The organism is Thermodesulforhabdus norvegica (assembly GCF_900114975.1).
Taxonomy (GTDB): Bacteria; Desulfobacterota; Syntrophobacteria; order Syntrophobacterales; family Thermodesulforhabdaceae; genus Thermodesulforhabdus; species Thermodesulforhabdus norvegica.
Genome location: NZ_FOUU01000002.1, coordinates 382,464 through 403,978 on the forward strand (window position 1 = coordinate 382,464; position 21,515 = coordinate 403,978).

Consider the following 21,515-nt stretch of genomic DNA (forward strand, 5'->3'; position numbering starts at 1 on the left):
GAGAGAGTCAAATGAAGCGTAGGGTTAAGTTGCTTGTGCTGTTGGTGTTTGTCGCTCTGCCCGGGATTGGCCGGTGCGCCGATAGTGCGGGCGCGTCGATAGGAGAGTGTTTAGAAAATGTGATCCGGTATGTAAAAGGTTTTATGGAGGTTTCCGGGGCGTCTCGCGTCGCAGGTGAAGATGCTGCCGAAACCAGGTGGCTTCTGGGAGAAGTCAGGCTTCAGCTTGATTATACCCGGGATCTTTCCGACTTCACTTTATCGATCAGGCCTGAATTCGTCGTGGACGGTGTTGATCGAGAAGTGCACCTGGATTTGCGGGAAGCTTACGTGCTGCTGCCCTTTCCGTCTCTCGACCTCAAACTGGGACGTCAGATTATTACATGGGGTACGGGAGATTTCGTGTTCCTGAACGATGTTTTCCCAAAAGATTGGCAAAGCTTCTTCATCGGTCGTGATGACGAATACCTGAAGAAGCCGGCTAACGCGGTCAGATGGACCTTCTATTTCGATCTGGTATCCCTTGACGTTGCATGGATTCCCTTTTTTACCGGAGATACCTTCGTTTCCGGAGAGCGGCTTTCTTACTATGATTTTATGAAGGGCGAAATATCCGGACCCGAAAATCCGGAAATAGACCCCGATTATCCGGCACGCTGCCCTACCAGTGGAGAGATCGCTGGAAGAATCTTTAAGACCTTTGGTAGCTGGGAAACCTCTCTTTACGGCTATCGAGGCCGCTGGGGACAGCCTCTGGGCTACGATCCCGGAGATGACGAGAATGTTTTTCCCAGGCTTGAGGTATGGGGAGGTAGTTTCCGCGGCCCTGCTTTTGGTGGCATTATAAACGGTGAGTTTGCCTGGTACAGGAGCCTCGATGACCTCGATGGTGATAACCCCTACATGCCAAACTCAGAAATTAGATGGCTGATTGGATACAGCAAAGATGTTGCACCGGACCAGACACTTGGAGTGCAGGCTTACGTAGAACATCTGCTTAATTTCGGAGAATACGAGGAATCCGGCGGAAAGCGTGACCGTGAACGATTGTGGCTTACCCTCCGCTATACCGGCCTCTTTATGAGACAGAACCTGACGGTGTCCTTCTTTGGATTTTTTTCCCCTCTGGAAGAAGACATGTACCTTAGACCCAAGCTGTCTTATAAATATTCCGACGCCGTGACCCTTGTTCTAGGTGCAAACATATTTTACGGCAATGACGACGATACCTTTTTCGGGCAGTTTGAGGGAAACACCAACGTATACGCCAGAATACGATATTATTTTTAAGCTTGACAGATTCGGAGATTTTCGTGTTCTTATGAATGCTTCATTTGTGCAGAAGTGGAAGGTCTTTCTCGGGAAGTGAACATGAAAAACGGTGAAGGAGAAACAGCCGGTATTAAAAGCCGTGGTCCTTTAAGTACGAGGACAGGCTTATTTGGATTGAGGGCAAGGGGATATTCGCTGAGAATATCCCCTTTTTATTTTTGGAGAAAACAATGTTGACCGTAGGGCGGCTTCTGGAATGGATTGATGGTTTTGCACCTTTTGAATATGCCGAGGAGTGGGATAGGGTAGGTCTTCAGGTTGGAAGGCCCGACGCTACTGTTAAGGCAATTTTGGTGTCCCTGGATGTTACCGAAAAGGTCGTGGAAGAGGCCGATCAGCTTGGATGCAATTGTATAGTCAGCCATCATCCACTCATTTTTCGGCCTGCCGAAGCGATACGTGAGGATATTTATCCCACCGATCTTGTGTGTGAGCTGGTCAGGCGGAATATTGCTCTCATTGTGGCCCATACCAATCTGGACTGTTCATCGGAAGGAACGAATGCCGTTCTGGCAGAAAAGCTTTCTCTTTCCGATGTCTTACCCGTAAAGTCCGAAATGCGCCCGGGAAGAGACGTAGATTACTGGGGCGTGGGTGTTGTTGGCACTATAAGGCCGACGGAGCTTGAGGAGCTGGTAGCTGAGGTATCGGGTTTGTTTGGCGGTGTTCCCCTGTTATGGGCAGGTGATGGAAAGAGGACTGTTTCCAAGGTGGGAATCTGCTCCGGAAGTGGAGGCGCCTTTGTTGACGATTTTGTAACCTTCGGGGCAGATTGCCTGATTACCGGTGAGGTGAAGTATCACGATATCCAGAAGGCGGTTCATGGTGGTCTGGGCCTGATCATGGTGGGGCACTACAGATCCGAAGTGGTGGCCCTGGAAAGGGTTGTCGAAAATCTTCGTAAAAGGGCTAAGTTAGAGAAGATTGACGTAAAGGTGCATCTGTCCGAAAAGGAAGTCTGTCCGGTAAAATATTATTTACCGCGGAGGTAAGCATTGAACGAGCAATTGAAGCTTCTGGTACAATTACAGGCCCTTGAAGATGCCAAGAAAAGGCTTATGCGTGAAAAGGAAGAGTCGCCCAGAAGAAGAGCTCAGCTGGAAAAAGAATTTCAGGCCTTTGAGGCCGATGTTGTCATGAAGAAGGCCGAGCTGGAAAATCTAAAGAAGCTTCACAGACAGCTGGAAAAAGATATTGCCTTACTGGAGGAACGCCTGAAAAGAGCGCGACAGAAGGAGGGTGAGGTAAAAACCAACAGGGAATACCGGGCACTGCTCAAAGAGCAGGAGGAATTGAGACAGGACATAGTGGATAAAGAAGACCGATTGCTTGAATGCATGGAGAGCATTGAGGCGCTGACCGGGGAGGTTAAAGAGCTTGAGAAGGAGTTGAAGGCTCGCAGAGACAAGCTGACCGAAGAGCTCCTGGCGCTTGATCGAGGTATAGAGGAAATCGATAAAAAGATTTTACACCTGGAGCGCTTGCAGGAAGAAATCAAAGCCAGATTGGAACCGCAGATACGGAAAAGGTGTGAATTCCTCCTTGTTCGGCATGACGGTGTTGCCGTTGCGCCTGTCGAGCGTGGAGTTTGTAAGGTCTGCTACATGAGCATTCCTCCTCAGCTTTTTATAGAACTTCAGAAAGATCAATCTATTATGCATTGCCCCCATTGCCATCGCTATATTTACTGGCCCGGTCATGAAGAGTATGTTGAGGCGGTGGAGCAGATTCTTGAAGTGCATGTGAATAATTGAATCTGAAGAACAGGGAGCCCTTCAGGGAGGTTTTTTGCCAATGGCGATGTACGGCCTGAAGATATTTACGGGTAACAGCAACCCCGAGCTTGCCAGGAAGATATGCGAAAATCTGGACATTCCTTTGGGACGGGCCCTGGTTTCCACCTTCAGCGATGGGGAAATCAGGGTTGAGATTCAGGAGAATGTTCGAGGAGCTGACGTGTTTGTCGTGCAATCCGGGGCTCATCCCGTAAATGATCACCTCGTGGAACTGCTGGTCATGATCGATGCTCTCAAAAGAGCTTCGGCAAGAAGAATTACGGCAGTGATGCCTTATTACAGCTATGCCCGCCAGGATCGCAAGAATAAACCTCGTGTTCCCATAACGGCTCGTCTGGTGGCCGACCTGATTTCACGCGCCGGAGCCGACCGTATCCTGACTATGGATCTCCATGCGGGGCAGATCCAGGGTTTTTTTGACATTCCCGTTGACAATCTCTATGCGTCGCCGGTTCTTCTCCCTTACATAAGAGAACACTTCGACCATGATCTCGTGATCGTGTCGCCCGACGCCGGTGGAGTACCTCGCGCCAGAGCCTATGCCAGCAGACTGAATGCAGGACTGGCCCTGATTGACAAACGCAGGGCAGACGTCAACAAGGCCGAAGCCATGAATATCATAGGCGACGTCGCCGGCAAAACGGCGATAATTCTGGACGATATGGTTGATACGGCGGGAACTCTTAAAGAAGCGGCAAAGACATTAATCGAGCGTGGTGCCCGGTCTGTACATGCCTGTGTAACCCATGCGGTACTTTCCGGACCGGCTATAGAACGCATTGAGGAATCTCCTATAGAAACGCTGGTTGTTACGGACACTCTGCCCCTTACTCCCAAGGCCGCTTTGTGTCCGAAGATTAAAGTCGTATCGGCATCCAGGCTTTTTTCCGAGGCCATTCGTAGCATTCATAACGAAGATTCCATAAGCTCTTTGTTTGAAATTCAACATTGAAAGAAAAGACCTCGACGGGCAAAAAGGAAGCCGGCTTTCTTTACGGTGTTGATGAGCGTCCACCTTGGGCGCTTCTTTTCTTTTACGGTCTGCAGTGGTTCTTTATGCTTTTCCCTGCCCTTCTTACGGCGGTTACTCTATGCGACCATGCTTTTTCCTTTTCCACCGATGATCGTATCAGGTTCGTTCAGTTGACCTTCATAATTTCCGGCGCCTTTACCATCGTTCAGAGCCTCTGGGGTCACGGATACCCTGTGCTGGAAGGGCCTGCTACGGCGCACCTTTTGACTGTGCTGTTCCTTGCTCCCCTCGGGGTTTCATCGGTTCAAGGAGGGATGGTTTTTTGTGGTGCAGTGTTGAGTCTATGGGCCCTGATTTTACGAACCTCACAGGTACGGCGGTTCTTTACGCCCAACGTCGTGGTGGTAATACTTATGCTCATTGCTTTTTCTTTGCTTCCTCATCTGATAGCCGACCTGACGGGTCAGAACGGACCCTCTGGACGCCCGGGATGGGTTACTTTCTCGGCGTCGCTACTGGTAGTTTTGGGCACGGCATTGTTATCCGAACGGATGAAGGGTTATTTTAGAAGCTTTGCCATGCTTGTGGGTATTGTCGGGGGGACTTTCATTTTTCTTATTCTGGACCTCATCCCGAAAGGGGAATCCGATTTTGCGCCTTTTTTGCTCTTACCGGGCCTGTGGACGGATGTAAACATGCGATTCCCGCCTATGGCCCTGGTATCCTGCCTGGTCTCCTATGCTGCCGTTGTCGTAAACACCATGGGCAGTCTTGCAGGGCTTGCCTCGGTGCTTTCCGAAAGGGAATCGTCTCTTAATAAGCGTTTGCGTCGCTGTCTATTTTTGAACGGTCTTTCGGGTATTGTGTGCGGTATTACGGGGACCGTAGGGCTGGTAAGCTACGGTATAAGCCCCGGCATGGTTGCCATGCAAAGGGTGGCCTCACGATACGTTGCCACAACCTGCGGTGTTATTGCTCTCGTGCTCGGCTTCTTGCCGAGGATAGCTTTCCTGTGTTCTCTTGTGCCTCCTGCGGTGGTTGCAGCAGTCCTCTGCGCAGCCCTGGGATCTCAGGTCGCGGCGGCTTTTAAAATGGCCCGGGAAAATTACAGGGCCGTTAGGGATACCACCGTCATAGGGATTTCCGTGGTGGTAGGGCTTCTTGTTGCACTGATGCCCGAGAGGATTGCTATGGAAGCTCCCGGCTGGATCCGGCTTTTTTTGAAAAACAGCCTTGTTTCAGGTATCCTTGTGGCGCTACTACTGGAACATCTGGTCGTGAAATCGGGAGAAAGCTAATTTACAAAGGATAATAACCATGAAAAGCGTCAGATGCCCGAACTGCGGTTTTACCGTGCATGTATATCGTAATCCTTTTCTTACCGTTGACTGCATTATAGTGAACCACAGAAATGAGATCCTTCTCATTGAAAGAAAAAACCCCCCTTATGGGTGGGCTCTCCCGGGTGGATTTGTGGATTACGGAGAAAGCCTTGAAGATGCCGTCAGGCGAGAAATCAAGGAGGAAACCGGTCTGGAATTGCACACCCTTAACCAGTTCAGAGCCTACTCCGATCCTGCCAGAGATCCCAGGCATCATACTGTAACGGTTGTTTTCTGGACTGAGATGGAGGCCGATCCCGTGGCGGGTGACGACGCGGCAAGGTGCGCCTTCTTCCCGCTGGATAATCTGCCATCACCTATTGCCTTCGATCACGGAAAGATTATCGAGGAGTTCAGGTCATGGAAGAAACTCTCTTGATTGACCAGACTCCGGAAGATGAGCCTTCCGCTGAAGTTGATGTCTTGATCTGTAAGAAAGGTGATCTGTGTTTGGGAACGCGCCAGTGGATAGTGGAGGAAACTCCGGTTACCCTGTATTTCAACGGGGATCAGATGATCACATTGATGTGTGCGGGAAAACATCTTGATGAGCTTGCCGTAGGGTTTTTTATCGGTGAGGGATGGATAAGAGATCGCAAGAAGCTTCAGGGTGTTTCTGTGGATTCTGAGCGAGGTGTGGTGGACGTGAAATACGAAGGGGATGTGGGCTCAAGGGATAAGTTCTGGTTGAAAAGGGCTATAACCTCCGGATGTGCCAAAGGTAGCGTTTTTTGTGATGTCCTTGATGAGCTTCTTTCAAAACCTGTTAATTCGGAAGTGTCGGTCAGGCCCGATCAGATCTGGCAACTTATGGAATCTCTGAATAGGTTCAGCAGTACTTACAAGCGTACCCATGGTGTTCACAATTGCATTCTGGCAACCACTGATGATGTAATCTACTATAGATACGACATAGGCCGCCACAACGCTCTTGATATGATCATAGGTAGAGCGTTTATGGATGATATGTCCCTTTCCGATAAGCTCTTTATAACAACGGGCCGTCTGACTTCTGAGGTTATCATAAAAGCCGCACAGGTGGGAATCCCCATTGTGGCCAGCAGACATGCTGCCACGAAGCTTGCCGTTGATCTGGCCGAGACCCTGAACCTGACGCTGATAGGCTACGTTCGGGGAAGCAGTATGACCGTCTATGCCGGGAAAGATCGACTCATACTGGAAAAATGGTAGGGTTTTTAGATCGTTGTTCCTTCGGAAGGCTTGCATTTTGTATTCCGGTGAGCTATAAGTCTCAGAAAGTTTTGGGCGGGTAACTCAGTGGTGAGAGTGCCATCCTCACACGGTGGAAGTCGCGAGTTCGAATCTCGCCCCGCCCACCACAGGTTAAGGTTTTTGAAAGGGAGGCTTTTCTGAAACTCAATCTGACCGACGAAATTATTCTGTTCTGGCTGTATCCTTTTTTTGAAGAAAATCCGTGATTTCCTGGAGCACAGGGGACTTACCCAGCCTGGAGGCTATTAGTTCCTTAAGATAAGAAAATTGATCCACGTCCATTTTTGCAAACTCAACGGCCATGCCGTTACTGGTGTGGCGTACAATGTGTCCCTGAATGGGGTGTTTCGGTGATTTCCGAGATCCCGAAGGTTCCCTGATGATTTCAACCTCCACTTTGGCGCCCACCGGTAAAAGATCGTCGGTGACTACACTCACACCGCAGAGGCTTATATTGCGAAGGAGCGCCTCAATAGCCTTACCTTCGGTGGTCTTCATGACCACCTTTACGCCCGGTATGGTTGTTCTCGTGAAACGCCTGTTTTGTTTCATTGTGCCTGCCCCCGGGTTTTATTCTTTATGAAGTCGTGAAATTCTTTCACGACCTTATCGAGATCTCCGGAGTTTAAAGCAATAATATTTTTCAAATGTATAAACGTATCCAGGTCCATTTTCGAAAACTCAAGAGCCATCCCTTCAGGTTCCGAACGCAAAACCCTGCCGTCAAGTTTTAGAGTTAATTCTGCCGCAGGCGTTCTTGCCAGAATTGTTACGTCAACCCCGGAACCCTGGGGAAAGGACTTTTCGGTGGATACGTACATTCCCTTAAGACTCAAATCTCTTATTCTGCCGGTGGTTGTAACGTTATGAGGACGAAGAGAAACCACCGCTTCCGCCTGAAAACGGACTCTGGAAAAACGCCTTCTATCTTTTTGTTCCATGATAGTCCACCGGGGTTATTGACTCCGGGCAACGGGCATCAGCCCCGTGCGTATATATTCGCAGGCTCGTTTCAGCCTGTTTATAACCTCTTCTTTCCCGAGAATCGACATTATTTCAAACAGTCCCGGACTGGCCGTTCGCCCTGTGAGAGCCAGCCTTACCGGCTGTGCTATCATTTTTAATTTAATTCCTTTCTTTTCTGCAAGATTCCGAAAGTAAACCTCCAGCTCCTTTTCATCCAATTTTTCTATTTGTTCCAGGTACTCCACGATATCTTCAAGTATCGGAAGAATTTCGGGGACGAAGAATTTCTTAACGCCGCTTTCTTCGTATTCAAACCGATCGGTCATGTAGAAGTTCATCAATTGAGCCAGTTCCTCAAGAGTCGAACATCGAGGCTGGAGCGTTATGGCGGCTTTGAGTATGTATTCATCCGGCTTTGGTGGATAGCCGCACTTTTGCAAAAAAGGCTTGAGGAGTGCGCACAACTCTTCCGGCTTTTTGCTTCTGATGTAATGCCCGTTAAGCCACCTCAGTTTCTCAATGTCGAATACGCTGGCAGATGTTCCGATGTTTTCCAGAGAAAACTTTTCTATAAGCTCTTCGCGGGAAAAGATTTCCTGGTCGCCGTGAGACCAGCCGAGCCTCGCCAGGTAATTGACGATGGCTTCCGGTAGATAACCCATGTCCCTGTAGGCCAATACGGATGTTGCTCCGTGTCGCTTGGAGAGTCTGGTCCGATCCGGTCCAAGAATCATGGGAACATGCGCAAAGACCGGTAACGGAGCACCCAGTGCGTGGTACAGTAGAATTTGTTTTGGAGTATTATTAACATGGTCATCACCGCGAATTACATGGGTTATACCCATTGTTATGTCGTCCACCACCACGGTGAAGTTGTATGTTGGCATACCGTCGCGACGTATGAGAACTAGATCGTCGAGTTCCGAATTATCAAAAACGATAGGACCCTTAACAATATCGTGCAGAACGGTTGAACCGCTTTCGGGGCATCTAAAACGAAGTGCCCGTCCGGGGCCGGGATCAAGCCCCTTATCGCGACATCGCCTGTCGTATCTGGGTTTTAGACCCGCCTTTTGGGCCTCACGCCTTCTTCTTTCCACATCTTCCGGATCACACTCGCAGTAATAAGCCCATCCGGATTCGTAAAGCTTCCGGGCAAAGTCACGGTAAATGTCTAAACGGTCCGTCTGAAAGTAGGGGCCTTCGTCCCAATTCAGTCCCAACCAGGTCAGGGCCTCCAGTATGGATTGAGTGTACTCCTGGGTGGATCTCTGAGTATCGGTGTTTTCAATCCGGAGTATGAAAGTGCCGTTGTTATGCCGGGCGAAGAGCCAGTTAAATAGAGCCGTGCGTGCACCGCCTATATGCAGGTAGCCTGTAGGGCTTGGAGCAAATCGCGTCACCACCTTCGCCATGAGACCTCCGATTGTTGCAGTAATACTCATTTTTTTATAAGCCTTTTGACGTTAGCATGATAAATAGTTTAACTCAAGATCGGGTTTTTTAATACAAACGCAAATCAGGAGGTTGCCATGCCCAGGATAGGAGTTCTTTTGTCTGGATGTGGGGTGTACGACGGTACCGAGATTCACGAAGCCGTCCTCACTCTGCTTGCCCTTGACAGAGCGGGTGCCGAAATAGTCTGCATGGCTCCGGACATGGAACAGTACCATGTTATAAACCATCTGACCCAGGAAGTGATGAATGAAACCAGGAATGTACTTGTAGAATCTGCCAGAATTGCCCGTGGAAATATAAAAAACCTTGGAGAAGTATCCGCCGATGAGATAGACGGTCTTATAATTCCGGGAGGATTCGGGGCGGCCAAGAATCTGAGTGATTTTGCTTTCAGGGGCCCTGATGCTACGGTACATCCCGAGGTGAAGCGTTTGATCAGGGAACTAGTTGAAGCAGGGAAGCCCATAGGTGCCATATGCATCGCTCCTGCGGTTGTCACTGCGGCCCTATCCGATATCAGACCCGAAGTAACCATTGGCTTTGATGAGGCAACGGCTTCCGCTATAGAAAAGATGGGCGGCGTTCATCACAACTGCCCCGTGCACGATTTTCATGTCGATGAAAAACACAAAATTGTGACCACTCCGGCATATATGCTGGGGCCGAGCATAAAAGACGTTGCGATGGGTATTGAAAAACTGGTCAACAAAGTCATAGAACTCTGCCAGAGTTAACCATGAGTTGGGAAATTCCTATTTTCCCACAGGAAATTGAGGAAATTTTTCCGGAAGAGCTTCAAGAGCTTATGAGGAATCCCCGGGGTTCCGTGTTCCTCCTGGATGTAAGACAACCTCAGGAATATCATAAGGAACACCTCCCGGGAGCAAGCTTAATTCCATTGCCCGAGTTACCCGACAGGGCAGATGAGCTTCCCCGGGACACCACCATCGTTGTTTACTGTGGTTCAGGGAAGAGAAGCCACATTGCCGCCCGAATTCTAAAAGAAGCCGGCTTTGAATTGGTAAAAAATCTAAAAGGAGGTATGGGAGCCTGGATCGGGCCTAGAGCTTTTGGTGAAGTGCGCTCCTGGCAAAGGTTCCTGAAGGGCAACGAATCTCCCGGTGAACTTATCAAACTTGCCTATCTCATGGAAAATAATCTCGAGGCGTTTTACATCGGCCTTTCCGGCTCTGATCATTATCCCGAAGAATTACGTAAGACCCTCGGTCTTCTTGCCGGATTCGAGAAATCTCACAAAGAATTGCTGACCCGCCTTTATCGGGAAGAAGTGGGAACTTCTATCTCCATTGAGAGCTTTGCCCTGGACATCCTTGAAGGTGGTGTTGGAGCCGGGGATATTGAGGCCACGTTGAGCCTGTCTCCCGATCGCCCTGATGAGGTTCTGGAGTTTGCTCTGACCGTTGAAGCTCAGGCTTACGACTTTTACTACAGGTGCCTGACGGAATGGAAGGATGATAAGGGTAAAAAAGTACTTTCGGAATTGGCACAGGCCGAGAAAAAACACATGAGGATAGTTGGTGATTTGATGGATCGTTTTTCGGGATAGTCTAAGGAGAGACCGATGAAGATATTCATGACCGGTGGGCTGGGCTTTGTTGGGAGTTACCTTACAAGCTATTTCCTTTCAAAGAATTACCGGATCACCGTTGTGGGGTTACAGCCTGAAAGGCCCGAAAGCCTGGATTCTTCCGTTTCTTATGTCTATGGAGACACCACGAAAAAGGGAGAGTGGATGAGTCTTATAGGAGATCACGACGTGGTTATCAATCTTGCCGGAGCTTCCATCTTCCAGCGCTGGAACAGGCGAGTCAAGCAGGTGATTATGGAGTCTCGTGTGAAGACCACCGAAAACGTGGTTGAAGCACTTCCTTCTGACGGCTCTGTGGTTCTCATAAGCACTTCGGCGGTGGGTTATTATGGGGATGGTGGTGAGAGGATTCTGAGAGAAGATGATGGGCCCGGCAGGGATTTCCTTTCTCAGGTCTGTGTGGCCTGGGAACAGGCTGCACTGAGAGCACAACAGAAGGGATCTCGTGTTGTCGTTACCAGATTCGGCATCGTTCTGGGGAAGCATGGTGGAGCTCTTGTGCAAATGTTAAGGCCCTTTCGCTACGGACTGGGAGCGGTAATGGGAAGCGGGAATCAGTGGTTTTCCTGGATCCATATTGAAGACCTTGCAGGGGCGATGGAATTTATAATCGGGGAAAGTTCACTCTCAGGGCCGGTAAATCTATGCGCTCCAAATCCCGTAAGGAACAGGGAATTAACCAGAACGATTGCACACTACATGGGCAAACCCGCTTTTTTGAGGTTACCGGGGTGGCTTCTGAGGCTGGTTCTTGGAGAGATGAGCAACGCCTTAACGGTCAGTCAGAGGGTTATTCCCGATAAGCTGCTCCGTTACGGTTTCAGGTTTAAATACCCTGATATTGATGAAGCCTTGAGGGCTATACTGGTGGGCAATTGATTAAACTGGGCTCGGAGGAGTGGGTCATGCAAAAGAATACCGTCAAGTTTATACTCGATTCGCTTTTATTTCTTACCGCAACATCAACTGCCGCACTGGGCCTGTTGCTGGGCTTTGTCATTCCAAAAGGAGGCAGGGTGGGCCCGGAAGAAAAATTCTTTCTCGGGTTGCATCGTCATGAGTGGGGCGATATCCATTTGTTCCTCGGAATTTCCATGCTTGTTATATTGACCTTACATTTGTGGCTCAACTGGTCGTGGATTAAAGGATCCGCACAGAAATATTTTGGGGCTAAGTGGAGCCGTTTCCTGCTGACCTTATGTGGAGGATGGATTGCCGTTTTGATTGCAGGGTGGATCATAATGCACTAAAGGGTGAGCTTACCTCATTCACAGGCTACGCTGCTTAAACCTTCCTCTATTTCCGATGGGGGTGTAAGTATTTTTTCATACTCTTTCGGCTCCGTAAAGGCTTCCAGAGCCCCGAGCGGTAACTCCGATCGGGGAAGTTCAACAAGGTGTGGTATCAGTTTCCTGAGAAATTTATGGTGAAGAGCATGACCGCCTTTATGAATCCTGAAGTGTCCGATTACGGGTTTTCCCAGTAGAAGTATGTCGCCTATAAAGTCGAGAACCTTATGACGCACGCATTCATCGGGGAATCTCAGCCCTTCGTGGTTGAGTATCTTGCCCTCACCGAAAACTATGGCGTTTTCCAGCGATCCTCCCAGCGCCAGCCCCTGGCTTTGTAACTTTTCCACGTCTTTCAGGAAGCCAAAGGTTCTGGCCGGAGCAATTTCTCTTATAAAGTTGCCTATGCCGAACTTCCACTGCTTGTATTGATAACCTATGCAGGGGTGATCGAACTCGATGGAATACTCTATGATGAGTTCATCTGAGGGCCTTGCTTCCAGTAAGGCGTCTCCTTCACGGTACACTACCGGATTTGCCACGGCCGCAAAAGACCTCGGCGCGTTCTGACGCTTCAGGCCTGTTTTTAAAATGGCTTCTACGTAATTTTTTGCGCTTCCGTCGCAAATCGGGATCTCCGGGCCCTCTACTTCTATGACAACGTTGTCAACACCGCATCCGAATAAAGCCGCAAGGAGGTGCTCCACCGTCGAAATTCCCGTTCCGTTGAATCCAATTGTTGTGGCAAAGTAAGACTTTGTGACCACGTCACAAAGAGCCCTTAAGGGTGAAGCACATTGTTTATCCGTTCTGGAAAGGAGAATACCCGTGTCGGATGGGGCTGGTTTCAAATAGATCCTTGTCCTTGCACCCGTGTGAAGACCGATTCCGGACAGTTTCACAACATCCTTAAGAGTATGCTGGTAAAGAGCGCTCGCCCCCACCCTTTCCTCCTCATTTTTTAGTTTTAAGAAACCAACGCCTCACATCAGGCCGCCTTCCCGGCCCTTTCAGCCTCCGTATATCCATGACCTTTTACAAACGATTTTTTCTCCCGTCAAGAAAAGCTGAAGAATTGTTTATTTTCTTCCGACGGCCCTTTCCAGTTCGGCTCTGGCTATGTGATAGCCGTACAGAGCATTATAGTAATTGACTTCGGCCTGGGTCAAAAATGTTCTGGCATCCAGCACCTCTGTAGAGGTTGTAACATTCTGCTGGTACTGAAGGTTTGTTATGCGAAAGTTTTCCCTGGCCTGCTCAAGTGCCGATTCTGCCGTAATTATGTTTTTTCGAGCAACCAGAAGCTTTTCGTAAGCGTCCTTTACCTGAAGCTTTATGTTTTTGATTGCTTCTTCAAGGCTGTACTCCAGCGCTTTCTTTTCCCTTAACCACTTGTTTACCTCAGCATAAGTTTTCCCCCATTCGAAGAAGTTCCAGGTGATGTTTACACCCACCGCGAAGTTATGATCGTTCTGATAATCATTGCTCGAGGCCAGTAACCCTTCCCCTTCCTGGGCGTATTGGGCGACTGCATAAACCTTGGGATAGTACTCACTTTTTGCAAGGTCTGCCGCCAGATCGGTTTTGTGAACGGCAAGCTTAAGCAATTTAACTTCGGGGCGTTTTTCCAGGGCTTCAGAAAAAAGGCCTTCCAGCGTGAAGCTCTCTTCCGGCACACCCCTGATGTCTTCCACATGAAGAGGATCAAGGAGATCTCTCTGAAGCAGGGAATTCAAAGCCGCCCTTGCAATTTCCAGATTGCTTCTTGCAACTTCCAGCTTTTGTTCGGACTGAGCTCTGGCCACTCTGGATTTAAGCAGGTCATTATGAGGAATAAGTCCCTGCTCGTAAAAGCGTTCTGCGTCCTTTTCGTGGGCCTTTAGTGCCGAGACTTCGTCTCCGGCCACATCAAGGTAATGCTCCGCCAGGAGCAAACGGAAATAAGCTACCTTCACGTCACGGGCAACATCCAGTATAGCCTGCTCTCGTTCCATTTGACGTGTGTCCAGCTCCAGGTTAGCCATTTTTAATTTCGTGATCAGGGCAAACCCGGTAAAGATCGGCTGGGTTGCCCTGAGATACCATTCCACCGTGTCCCTGTTACCCACGGCGACCTTCATCGTGGGCGCCGGGATAAAGGGAATCGTAAAAATGGAATAAGGGGCATCCTTCAAATGCGTGTAGGAATATTGAGCCGAAAACTTGGGGAGAAAATCGGCCCTGGCGCTTTTGACGGCTTCCGTCGCGGCTCTCTGACGCTCAATGGCCTGCTTGATTATCGAATTATTCGCAATTGCTTCCTCGATCGCCCTATCAAGGGTTAGCGTTTCTGTTGCGCGGGAGGGTGTTATGAAAGTTAGGAAAAAGTTTGAAAGGATCAGAGCGATAACAAGATAAACCCTTACATTTCCAGCCATTTTTACTCCCCCTCCTGATAGCTTTAAAAGAAGCAGAAGAAGCAATGAAATTGCAGTATCGGATGTTCATGTTTGTTTACAAAGAAATTTTTCCAGGCTGAAGTTCATTATTGTAAGAACACGGCTTTGATCCGCGGCTTAAAGTATCTGGCTTAGAAATAACCTTGTTCGCTCATGTGTCGGATTGGTAAAGAAGTGTTCCGGCGTTCCTTCTTCGACGATGCGGCCGTGATCCATGAAAATTACTCTGTCCGCCACCTCCCTGGCAAACCCCATTTCATGAGTAACTACCACCATGGTCATACCCTCACGGGCAAGGGTTTTCATAACGTCCAGAACTTCGCCTATCATCTCCGGATCCAGAGCCGATGTGGGTTCGTCGAAAAGCATTACCTTTGGATCCATGGCCAGTGCCCTGGCAATGGCGACTCTCTGTTGCTGACCGCCCGAAAGCTGATCGGGATAAACCCCTGCTTTGTCGGGTATGCCGACCTTATCGAGGAGGTATCTGGCCTTTTCAACGGCTTCCTGCCTGGATCGCTTTCTTACTATTTGCTGTGCCAGGGTTATATTTTCGAGAACCGTTTTGTGGGGAAAAAGATTAAAGGATTGAAAAACCATCCCCACTTCGGCCCTGACCTTGTTTATGTCGGTTTTCGAATCGAGTATGTCAATACCGTCGATGTAAATGTGGCCCGAGTCGGCATATTCCAGTCTGTTAAGACATCGTAAAAAAGTGCTCTTTCCCGATCCCGATGGGCCTATTATTACCACGACTTCACCTTTTTTTATTTCACAGGATACATTGTCTAAGGCCTTAACTTCCTGAGGCACGAAGAAGGTTTTTGAGATCTTTTCTACCCGTATCACGTGACGATAAACCTCCTCTCAAGATACTGCATTACCATGGAAAGACCAAAGGTGAGCACAAGGTACAAAGCGGCACAGAGAAACCACAACTCGAAAGGCTGAAGGCTGCTGGTTACTATCTCTCGTGTGGCTTTCGTCAGTTCTCTTATGGCTATGATCCCAAGAAGTGAGGAATCTTTTATAAGACTTATAAACTGACCGGCAAGAGGGGGAAGAATGCGTCTAAAGGCCTGAGGCAGTATGACGTACCTCATTGCCTGGGCATAGGTCATGCCTAGAGACCTGGCGGCTTCCATCTGCCCGCGATGGATGGACTGAATGCCGGCTCTGACGATTTCGGCTATGTAGGCTCCAGAGAAAAAGGCCAGAGCGGCAACCCCGTAGTAGAGCGGCGGTAACTGTGCCAGTCCTTGCCGTGCAAGAAGAGTGTTTATAAGGGTTCCCAGGACAAAGTACCATATGAATATTTGCACAAGCAGGGGTGATCCGCGGATTAATTCAATGTATACTATGGCGGACCATCTGCAAGCCGGGTTGTCGGAAATGCGGGCAAGACCGGTTATGAGCCCAATTATAATACCGAGTATTATACTCACGATGCTGACCTTCAGGGTCATTATAAGGCCCATGAGCATTATTCCGATCTTCCACTCCGTATAACGTCCTAAAACGTCCCCGGCAAAAACATGGTCGCCCTCGTTTACAAGGATTTTTGCCTTTTTACCCAGTCTGTAGGTTTCTTTTCCTTCAGGACCTTCTACTATGACTTCTCCGTCAGGAGAAATCTCCACGACGTCCCCATCTCCATCGGCCCGAACCTCCACACTGGCTTTGTAAAAAAAGTACTGGGGAATGCGATACCATCTCCATACATACTCAATCTGAACCGTGGCAAAGTAAAGGAGTCCCACAATCAGGGCCATGCCGATCCAAAAAACTACAACCCATAAACGGTAATGAGGATATCTCTGTCGGTATGAATGCCTCATCATTTAATCCAACCCTCTCCACTCTGGTTTTGAATATCCACGTGGCTTTCCATATACAACTACGTTGTGAAATGCAAATATTAATATTGATACCCGATTGCTTGCAATTTCCGATAACGGAAGGGACTGAGAAGAATGACCAAGGTCTACAGCAAAAGTGTTTTTGCGTTCTGTGGTTCAATTGCCCTTCTTGCCGGCAAAAACGGAGGGGTATAAATCGTCATGAGTGGAGAATAGCCAAAAGTCCTTGACGTGGACGCGGGGTTGAGATAAAAGCAGTTTTGAAGTTGTTCGGTACAACAAGAAGGATAAAAGTCGTGTATTACCGGATTGATCTTTGGAAGAGCGAGCGAACCACGGAAGTGGGGTTCGCTCTTTTTTTGTGTGGTTTGTTGGCAGGAACGAGGCGAGTGACGCGATTGACACCCTGGGTCCGGGGAGTTTGCGTTCCGCGTTAGTTCCTTCCAACAGGTTATGGGTACATGTATTTTTAAGGAGGTAGGTGGTTCAATGGTTGAGGGAAGAGTAAAGTGGTTCAACGAGAAGAAGGGGTATGGGTTCATTGAAACTGAGACCCAGGGTGATGTGTTCGTTCACTACACGGCTATTGAGGGCAAGGGGTTCAGAACACTGAGAGATGGTGAGCGGGTCTCTTTTGAGATCGAACAGAGCCCTAAAGGGCCACAGGCGGTACGCGTGAAGAAACTCTAGATTATCACAGCGGTTGACTCGAAGCCCGAAAAAGAACCCGGAGCCGAAAGCTCCGGGTTTTTATATTGCCGATGATCCATTCAGCCCAGCAGAGCCTCTACAAATGCCACGGGATCAAAGGGTTCAATATCATCCAGACCTTCTCCAACCCCTATAAACCTTATGGGAACCCCCAGTTCGTGGCAGAGGGCAATGACCGTTCCGCCCTTTGCGGTTCCGTCCAGCTTCGTGACCACCAGTCCGGAAATACCAACAGCTTCTTTGAAAAGTCGTGCCTGAGAGAGGGCATTCTGACCCGTCGTGGCGTCGATGACCAGTAGGGTTTCGTGTGGAGCACCGGGCAGTTTCTTGGAAATAACACGATTAATCTTTTTCAGTTCCTCCATGAGATTGACCCTCGTGTGCATCCTTCCGGCGGTATCTACAATAACAAGATCATGCTTTCGCGAGATTGCCGCCTCGAGAGCATCATAGACTACGGCCGAAGGATCGGCACCCGGCTGTTGCTTTATCACCGGAACCCTGATTCTCTCTCCCCATAGTACGAGCTGGTCTATGGCGGCTGCTCGGAATGTATCGGCAGCCACGAGAAGAGGTGAAAAATTCTGGTTTTTCCAGTAATTTGCAAGCTTTGCTATAGTAGTGGTTTTACCCACTCCGTTGACACCGGTGACCATTATCACGAAGGGTTTTGCCGATGATGGATCCAGGGGGTGTGCGGGTATTGTGAGCAAATTGACGAGTTCGTCCTTTAATATGTCCTGCACCTTTGAAGAATCCTGGGGCCTTTGTTTTTTTATTACCTCCGTGATTCTTGCCATGATTAAAGACGTGGCATTGACTCCAACATCGGCCATTATAAGGGCTTCTTCGAGTTCTTCTAGGAGTTCCTGGTCTACAGGCCTGCCCCTGGCTACCACCGTGTCGATCTTTTTGGACAGACTTTCCCTTGCGTTCTTGAGTTTGGCTTTTAGACGTCCTATTATTCCGCCTTCCTGGTCGTGACGTTCAGGGTGAATCGTGTTGTCTTGTTCTGTTGTGACTGCCGGCTGAGGCTCCGGGTCACTTCTGTCGGTCCTGCGCTTCCACCATATCATTTTACCGTCCCTCGTGGTAATAGTGATTGACGAGAAGTAAGTATCATAAAATAGTGATTCGGAAAAGAAAGGAACTGTGATGGGACGGATCGACAAAGACGGGCTTGATGAAATAATTTTGGTCGGTAAAAAGCTTTACGAAAGAGGCCTGGTTTCTGCCACAGACGGGAATATCAGCGTTCGCAAAAATGATGATGAAATCCTTATCACAAGATCGGGAGTATGCAAGGGCGAGCTTTCGGCTGAAGACATCCTGGTCGTAAGCACCTCGGGAGACGTTTTAACAGGCAGAGGCAAGCCTTCGGTTGAACTCCCTATGCACCTTGGCATTTACTCGGTGCGAAAGGATGTCCGGGCAATAGTACACGCCCATCCGCCGGTTCTTACAGCCCTTACGATGACGGGTGTTAATTTTAATTCCGCCTGGTTACCCGAAGTCTGGCTTTCCGTGGGACCGGTTCCGACGGTGCCGTACGCCCCACCTTCCAGTAAAGAACTGGCAGATCAAGTTACCCGGTTGATTACAAATTGCAATGCTCTTCTGCTTGAAAGACACGGCTCCATAACCGTGGGTAGAAACCTCAGCGAGGCATACTATCGTACAGAAAAACTGGAGCACGCTGCGCTCGTTGGCGTTTTCACCGCCATCGTCTCCGGAAAATTACCGGGACCGCTGGATCAAGAGAAGCTCAGGGAATTAGAACGGTTGTTCTCCGTCAGATCTTCTTGATGATTCGTGCGTCAACTATTACGAATTCCTCAGGGTATAGGATTGCCGGATTGATGTCCAGGGTCACAATGGAGCCATCGGTTTCCATGATTTTTGCTATTCCTTTAAGACCTTCGACGATCAAACGGGTGTCAATGGGCGGTCTTCCGCGGTAGCCCTGGAAGATTATCGCGCCTCTAATTTCATTTACCATTTCGTACAATTCGTCTTCAGAAACCGGCAGGAGCCGGGTTGATACGTCCTGAAAGATTTCAACGTGGATTCCGCCCAGGCCGAACAGCAATACCGTCCCGAAGGACTCATCTCTATGAGCTCCCATTATAACTTCAATTCCTTCTTCTGCCATGGGCATGACAACCACGCCGGGAAAAGCCTCGTCCGGGATAATCTCGGCATAACGCTTTCGCATGCGCTCGAAAACGACTCTGACCTCATGGGCAGACCTGACGTTTAACTGTACGCCGCCGATGTCGGTTTTATGGGCAACTTTCGACGAATCAACCTTGAGAGCAACGGGAAATCCCATAATGTGAGCAAAGTGTACTGCCGCTCCTTCGTTGGGAGCCTTTTCAAAGTGTATGCAGGGCAAACCCTGGGCCTTTAAGTATTCCAGAGCCTGGGATAAGGAAAGCAGTCGGGTGTCCTTGAGATCGACTTTCCTCTGAGGAACCCTTGGCGGGGTTTCCTTTTTGCCCTTTCTGTGAGCCGGTAACAGCTGCGCAAGCGCTTTTACGGCTCTTTCGGGCGTTGGGAACACGGGAACACCCCGTTCGTGCATTTTGGCTTTTTCCGCTCGTTCTACATCGGCACCGCCCAGAAATATTACGACTTCATTGCCTCCAGGGGTTACCACCTGCGAGGCCCTTTCAACGGGATCTCCGAAGATTAAACCGATTACGTCGTAGAAACCGCGTGTCCGGGAAACAACCTCACCGAACATCTCCGCCGTGGCATCACCCGTAAGATCCAGGGGATTTGATACAATGGCGTGCTGGGGCACCACTTCTTTGACGGATTCGACAATTTCTGGCGGAATTGGAGCTACGTCGAGACCTTCTTTTTCAGCCTGATCGGTTGCCAGAATGCCTGCGCCTCCCGAAGTCGTTACGAATAGAATTTTGTTTCCCTCTGGGCGTGGCAGATAAGCAAAAGCCTTGGCAAAATCGTAAAACTCTTCAATTGTGTCGGCCCTGCATAGGCCGTACTTTTTGCACAGGGCTTCGTAAAGAGCGTCATCTCCGGCGAGGGAACGGGTATGAGATTCGGCCGCTCGAATCCCTTTAGGGGTACGACCGGATTTTAAAAGGACAAGAGGCTTTGTCAGGTTATCGAGAACTTTTTTAAAAGCCGGAGGATCCTTTAAGCCCTCAATGTATAAAGCAATGGTTGATGTATTCTGATCCCTGTTGAAGTATTCAACGAGATCTACCTCGTCTATGTCACATCGGTTTCCCATGCTCACAAAGGCGGATACTCCCAAGCCTTCCTGAGAAAACCAGTCCATCATTGCCGCAGCAACGGTTCCGCTTTGACTGATGACGGCAACACGCCCCTTTTTGGTAAGCAGAGGCCATGAGGCACACAGTGGATGGTAAGGGACATTAATCCCCTGGCAGTTCGGCCCCAGGATGCGGATGTTGTGCGATCGGGCAATTTCCACAACCTTGTTTTGTAACTCTTCACCTTCGGGTCCTGCTTCCGCAAATCCTCCCGTAATAATTACGGCGGCTTTTACTCCTTTACGGCCGCACTCATCCACAACTCCCGGGACGGCGCGTGCCGGAACCACGATTACCGCCAGATCAACCTTATCCGGGACATATTCTATGCTTTTGAAGCAGGCCAACCCGAGAATCTTTTCAGCCTTGGGGTTGATGGGATATATAGCCCCGTGAAAGCCGCTGTCCACGATATTTTTTAAGATTTCATGGCCGAGCTTGGCGGGGTTCTCCGAGGCGCCTACGACGGCAACACTGGCCGGCCGAAAAAGTGCATCCAGCGATTCTCCTGCCATAAGGACCTCCCTCATTTAAGGAAACCCTAGATTTTAAGCACATAAGTCAACATCAGCTTCTGTAGAGGCTTTTCACCCCCTTTCTCCGATTACCCGGAAACGTAACGGGAAAAGACGCTAGTTGCTTTCTTTTGCGGCCTTTTCGGCCACCCTCTTATTGAATTTTTCCACGTCAATTATGAACCTGTAATGAGTCGCCTCGGCTATTTTCTCGACCTCATCGTAAGCTTCCAGCCGGAAGATCAACTGACGGCCGTTTATCTTGCTGAGTTCTGCCTTTATCGTTACGTTCATTCCGAGTGGTGTGGGAGCAAGGTGCTTTAAGTCCATTGCAGTTCCCACCGACTGTTCCCCCGGCTCCAGATGCTTCTGCACGAGCTCTGCACAGACCTTTTCCATGAATCCCGAGAGCACGGGGGTTGCAAAAACATCGGGAAGATGCTCGAAAAAAGCCCGGGCCGAATGCTCAGGCCCCGTTTTTATAGTTAGCTCATTTGTAATTCCTGCCTGTAAACTGGCTCGTGGCATGGCTCATCTCCTGTTATGGGTTGACTTTGCTTTAAGGATGTGGAACCGATTTTGCTAAATCCTGAGTGAGAGAGGAAACATCGCATGTCAAATTTACCGTGAGTTAATGACAAAAGGCAAGT

At 49.3% G+C, this 21,515-nt stretch carries 23 protein-coding genes and 1 tRNA gene; 14 read left to right on the plus strand and 10 right to left on the minus strand.

Annotated elements, in window-relative coordinates:
* Window positions 1–11 precede the first annotated feature (11 nt).
* From BM091_RS05370 to BM091_RS05405, 8 genes are all read left to right on the plus strand, one after another.
* Window positions 12–1,289 (plus strand): DUF1302 family protein, encoded by a 1,278-nt coding sequence (locus tag BM091_RS05370; protein ID WP_093394044.1) that lies wholly within the window; start codon window positions 12–14, stop codon window positions 1,287–1,289.
* A 212-nt stretch (window positions 1,290–1,501) separates the two neighbouring features.
* Complete coding sequence (locus BM091_RS05375; RefSeq protein WP_093394045.1) at window positions 1,502–2,323, plus strand: Nif3-like dinuclear metal center hexameric protein; 822 nt, start codon at window positions 1,502–1,504, stop codon at window positions 2,321–2,323.
* A gap of 3 nt (window positions 2,324–2,326) precedes the next feature.
* Window positions 2,327–3,085, plus strand: coding sequence for a zinc ribbon domain-containing protein (locus tag BM091_RS05380; protein ID WP_093394047.1), 759 nt, complete (start codon window positions 2,327–2,329; stop codon window positions 3,083–3,085).
* A 40-nt stretch (window positions 3,086–3,125) separates the two neighbouring features.
* Window positions 3,126–4,079, plus strand: coding sequence for a ribose-phosphate diphosphokinase (locus BM091_RS05385; RefSeq protein WP_093394049.1), 954 nt, complete (start codon window positions 3,126–3,128; stop codon window positions 4,077–4,079).
* Window positions 4,076–5,398, plus strand: a complete 1,323-nt coding sequence (locus BM091_RS05390) for a uracil-xanthine permease family protein (RefSeq protein ID WP_093394050.1) — start codon at window positions 4,076–4,078, stop codon at window positions 5,396–5,398. The genes BM091_RS05385 and BM091_RS05390 overlap by 4 nt, the downstream gene beginning before the upstream one ends.
* 19 nt (window positions 5,399–5,417) lie before the next feature.
* Window positions 5,418–5,861: an NUDIX domain-containing protein gene (locus BM091_RS05395; protein WP_093394052.1), complete on the plus strand. Its 444-nt coding sequence runs from the start codon at window positions 5,418–5,420 to the stop codon at window positions 5,859–5,861.
* A complete protein-coding gene (gene fdhD / locus BM091_RS05400) occupies window positions 5,843–6,673 on the plus strand; it encodes a formate dehydrogenase accessory sulfurtransferase FdhD (protein WP_093394053.1) in 831 nt (276 codons plus the stop codon). Before BM091_RS05395 ends, fdhD begins: the two co-directional genes overlap by 19 nt.
* Before the next feature lie 73 nt (window positions 6,674–6,746).
* A tRNA-Val gene (locus BM091_RS05405) sits at window positions 6,747–6,822 on the plus strand.
* A 55-nt stretch (window positions 6,823–6,877) separates the two neighbouring features.
* Here the strand turns inward: BM091_RS05405 and BM091_RS05410 are convergent.
* From BM091_RS05410 to gltX, 3 genes are read right to left on the minus strand one after another with little or no spacing between them, the layout of a single operon-like run.
* Complete coding sequence (locus BM091_RS05410) at window positions 6,878–7,267, minus strand: PilZ domain-containing protein (protein WP_093394055.1); 390 nt, start codon at window positions 7,265–7,267, stop codon at window positions 6,878–6,880.
* Window positions 7,264–7,656, minus strand: a complete 393-nt coding sequence (locus BM091_RS05415) for a PilZ domain-containing protein (protein WP_093394056.1) — start codon at window positions 7,654–7,656, stop codon at window positions 7,264–7,266. The genes BM091_RS05410 and BM091_RS05415 overlap by 4 nt, the downstream gene beginning before the upstream one ends.
* A gap of 15 nt (window positions 7,657–7,671) precedes the next feature.
* On the minus strand, window positions 7,672–9,096 hold the full coding sequence (gltX, locus tag BM091_RS05420) for a glutamate--tRNA ligase (protein ID WP_093394058.1): 1,425 nt from the start codon (window positions 9,094–9,096) through the stop codon (window positions 7,672–7,674).
* Between the two features lie 117 nt (window positions 9,097–9,213).
* Here gltX and elbB point away from each other — a divergent pair, with 117 nt between their 5' ends.
* Genes elbB through BM091_RS05440 form a run of 4 tightly spaced genes read left to right on the plus strand, consistent with a single transcriptional unit; the run spans window position 9,214 to window position 11,998 of the window.
* On the plus strand, window positions 9,214–9,873 hold the full coding sequence (gene elbB, locus BM091_RS05425; RefSeq protein WP_093394060.1) for an isoprenoid biosynthesis glyoxalase ElbB: 660 nt from the start codon (window positions 9,214–9,216) through the stop codon (window positions 9,871–9,873).
* 2 nt (window positions 9,874–9,875) lie between these two features.
* Window positions 9,876–10,706, plus strand: a complete 831-nt coding sequence (locus BM091_RS05430; protein ID WP_093394061.1) for a rhodanese-like domain-containing protein — start codon at window positions 9,876–9,878, stop codon at window positions 10,704–10,706.
* Window positions 10,707–10,721: 15 nt separating this feature from the next.
* Entirely contained in the window at window positions 10,722–11,627 is a 906-nt protein-coding gene (locus BM091_RS05435) for a TIGR01777 family oxidoreductase (RefSeq protein ID WP_093394063.1), read from the plus strand.
* A 26-nt stretch (window positions 11,628–11,653) separates the two neighbouring features.
* A complete protein-coding gene (locus BM091_RS05440; RefSeq protein ID WP_093394064.1) occupies window positions 11,654–11,998 on the plus strand; it encodes a DUF4405 domain-containing protein in 345 nt (114 codons plus the stop codon).
* Window positions 11,999–12,012: 14 nt separating this feature from the next.
* Here the strand turns inward: BM091_RS05440 and lpxC are convergent, their stop codons facing one another.
* The 4 genes from lpxC to BM091_RS05460 all read right to left on the minus strand — a co-directional run bounded on the left by lpxC (window position 12,013) and on the right by BM091_RS05460 (window position 16,316).
* The gene (lpxC, locus tag BM091_RS05445) at window positions 12,013–12,981 is read right to left on the minus strand and encodes a UDP-3-O-acyl-N-acetylglucosamine deacetylase (protein WP_093394066.1); all 969 of its coding nucleotides are present in this window, start codon (window positions 12,979–12,981) and stop codon (window positions 12,013–12,015) included.
* Window positions 12,982–13,116: 135 nt separating this feature from the next.
* The gene (locus BM091_RS05450) at window positions 13,117–14,454 is read right to left on the minus strand and encodes a TolC family protein (protein WP_093394067.1); all 1,338 of its coding nucleotides are present in this window, start codon (window positions 14,452–14,454) and stop codon (window positions 13,117–13,119) included.
* Between the two features lie 138 nt (window positions 14,455–14,592).
* Window positions 14,593–15,324, minus strand: a complete 732-nt coding sequence (locus BM091_RS05455; RefSeq protein ID WP_093394069.1) for an amino acid ABC transporter ATP-binding protein — start codon at window positions 15,322–15,324, stop codon at window positions 14,593–14,595.
* Complete coding sequence (locus BM091_RS05460) at window positions 15,321–16,316, minus strand: ABC transporter permease subunit (protein ID WP_093394070.1); 996 nt, start codon at window positions 16,314–16,316, stop codon at window positions 15,321–15,323. Before BM091_RS05460 ends, BM091_RS05455 begins: the two co-directional genes overlap by 4 nt.
* A gap of 507 nt (window positions 16,317–16,823) precedes the next feature.
* Between BM091_RS05460 and BM091_RS05465 the strand changes: the two genes are divergently transcribed.
* Window positions 16,824–17,024, plus strand: coding sequence for a cold-shock protein (locus BM091_RS05465; RefSeq protein ID WP_093394072.1), 201 nt, complete (start codon window positions 16,824–16,826; stop codon window positions 17,022–17,024).
* 80 nt (window positions 17,025–17,104) lie between these two features.
* On the opposite strand, the gene ftsY is transcribed toward BM091_RS05465, so the two are convergent.
* Window positions 17,105–18,121 (minus strand): signal recognition particle-docking protein FtsY, encoded by a 1,017-nt coding sequence (ftsY, locus tag BM091_RS05470; protein ID WP_093394074.1) that lies wholly within the window; start codon window positions 18,119–18,121, stop codon window positions 17,105–17,107.
* A 79-nt stretch (window positions 18,122–18,200) separates the two neighbouring features.
* Here ftsY and BM091_RS05475 point away from each other — a divergent pair, with 79 nt between their 5' ends.
* Window positions 18,201–18,851 carry a class II aldolase/adducin family protein gene (locus tag BM091_RS05475; RefSeq protein ID WP_093394075.1) on the plus strand — a complete coding sequence of 217 codons (651 nt, stop codon included), beginning with the start codon at window positions 18,201–18,203 and terminating at the stop codon, window positions 18,849–18,851.
* Here BM091_RS05475 and BM091_RS05480 read toward each other — a convergent pair.
* Window positions 18,838–20,865: an acetate--CoA ligase family protein gene (locus BM091_RS05480; RefSeq protein ID WP_093394077.1), complete on the minus strand. Its 2,028-nt coding sequence runs from the start codon at window positions 20,863–20,865 to the stop codon at window positions 18,838–18,840. The genes BM091_RS05475 and BM091_RS05480 overlap by 14 nt on opposite strands.
* Before the next feature lie 117 nt (window positions 20,866–20,982).
* Complete coding sequence (locus BM091_RS05485; RefSeq protein WP_093394078.1) at window positions 20,983–21,393, minus strand: thioesterase family protein; 411 nt, start codon at window positions 21,391–21,393, stop codon at window positions 20,983–20,985.
* Window positions 21,394–21,515 lie beyond the last annotated feature (122 nt).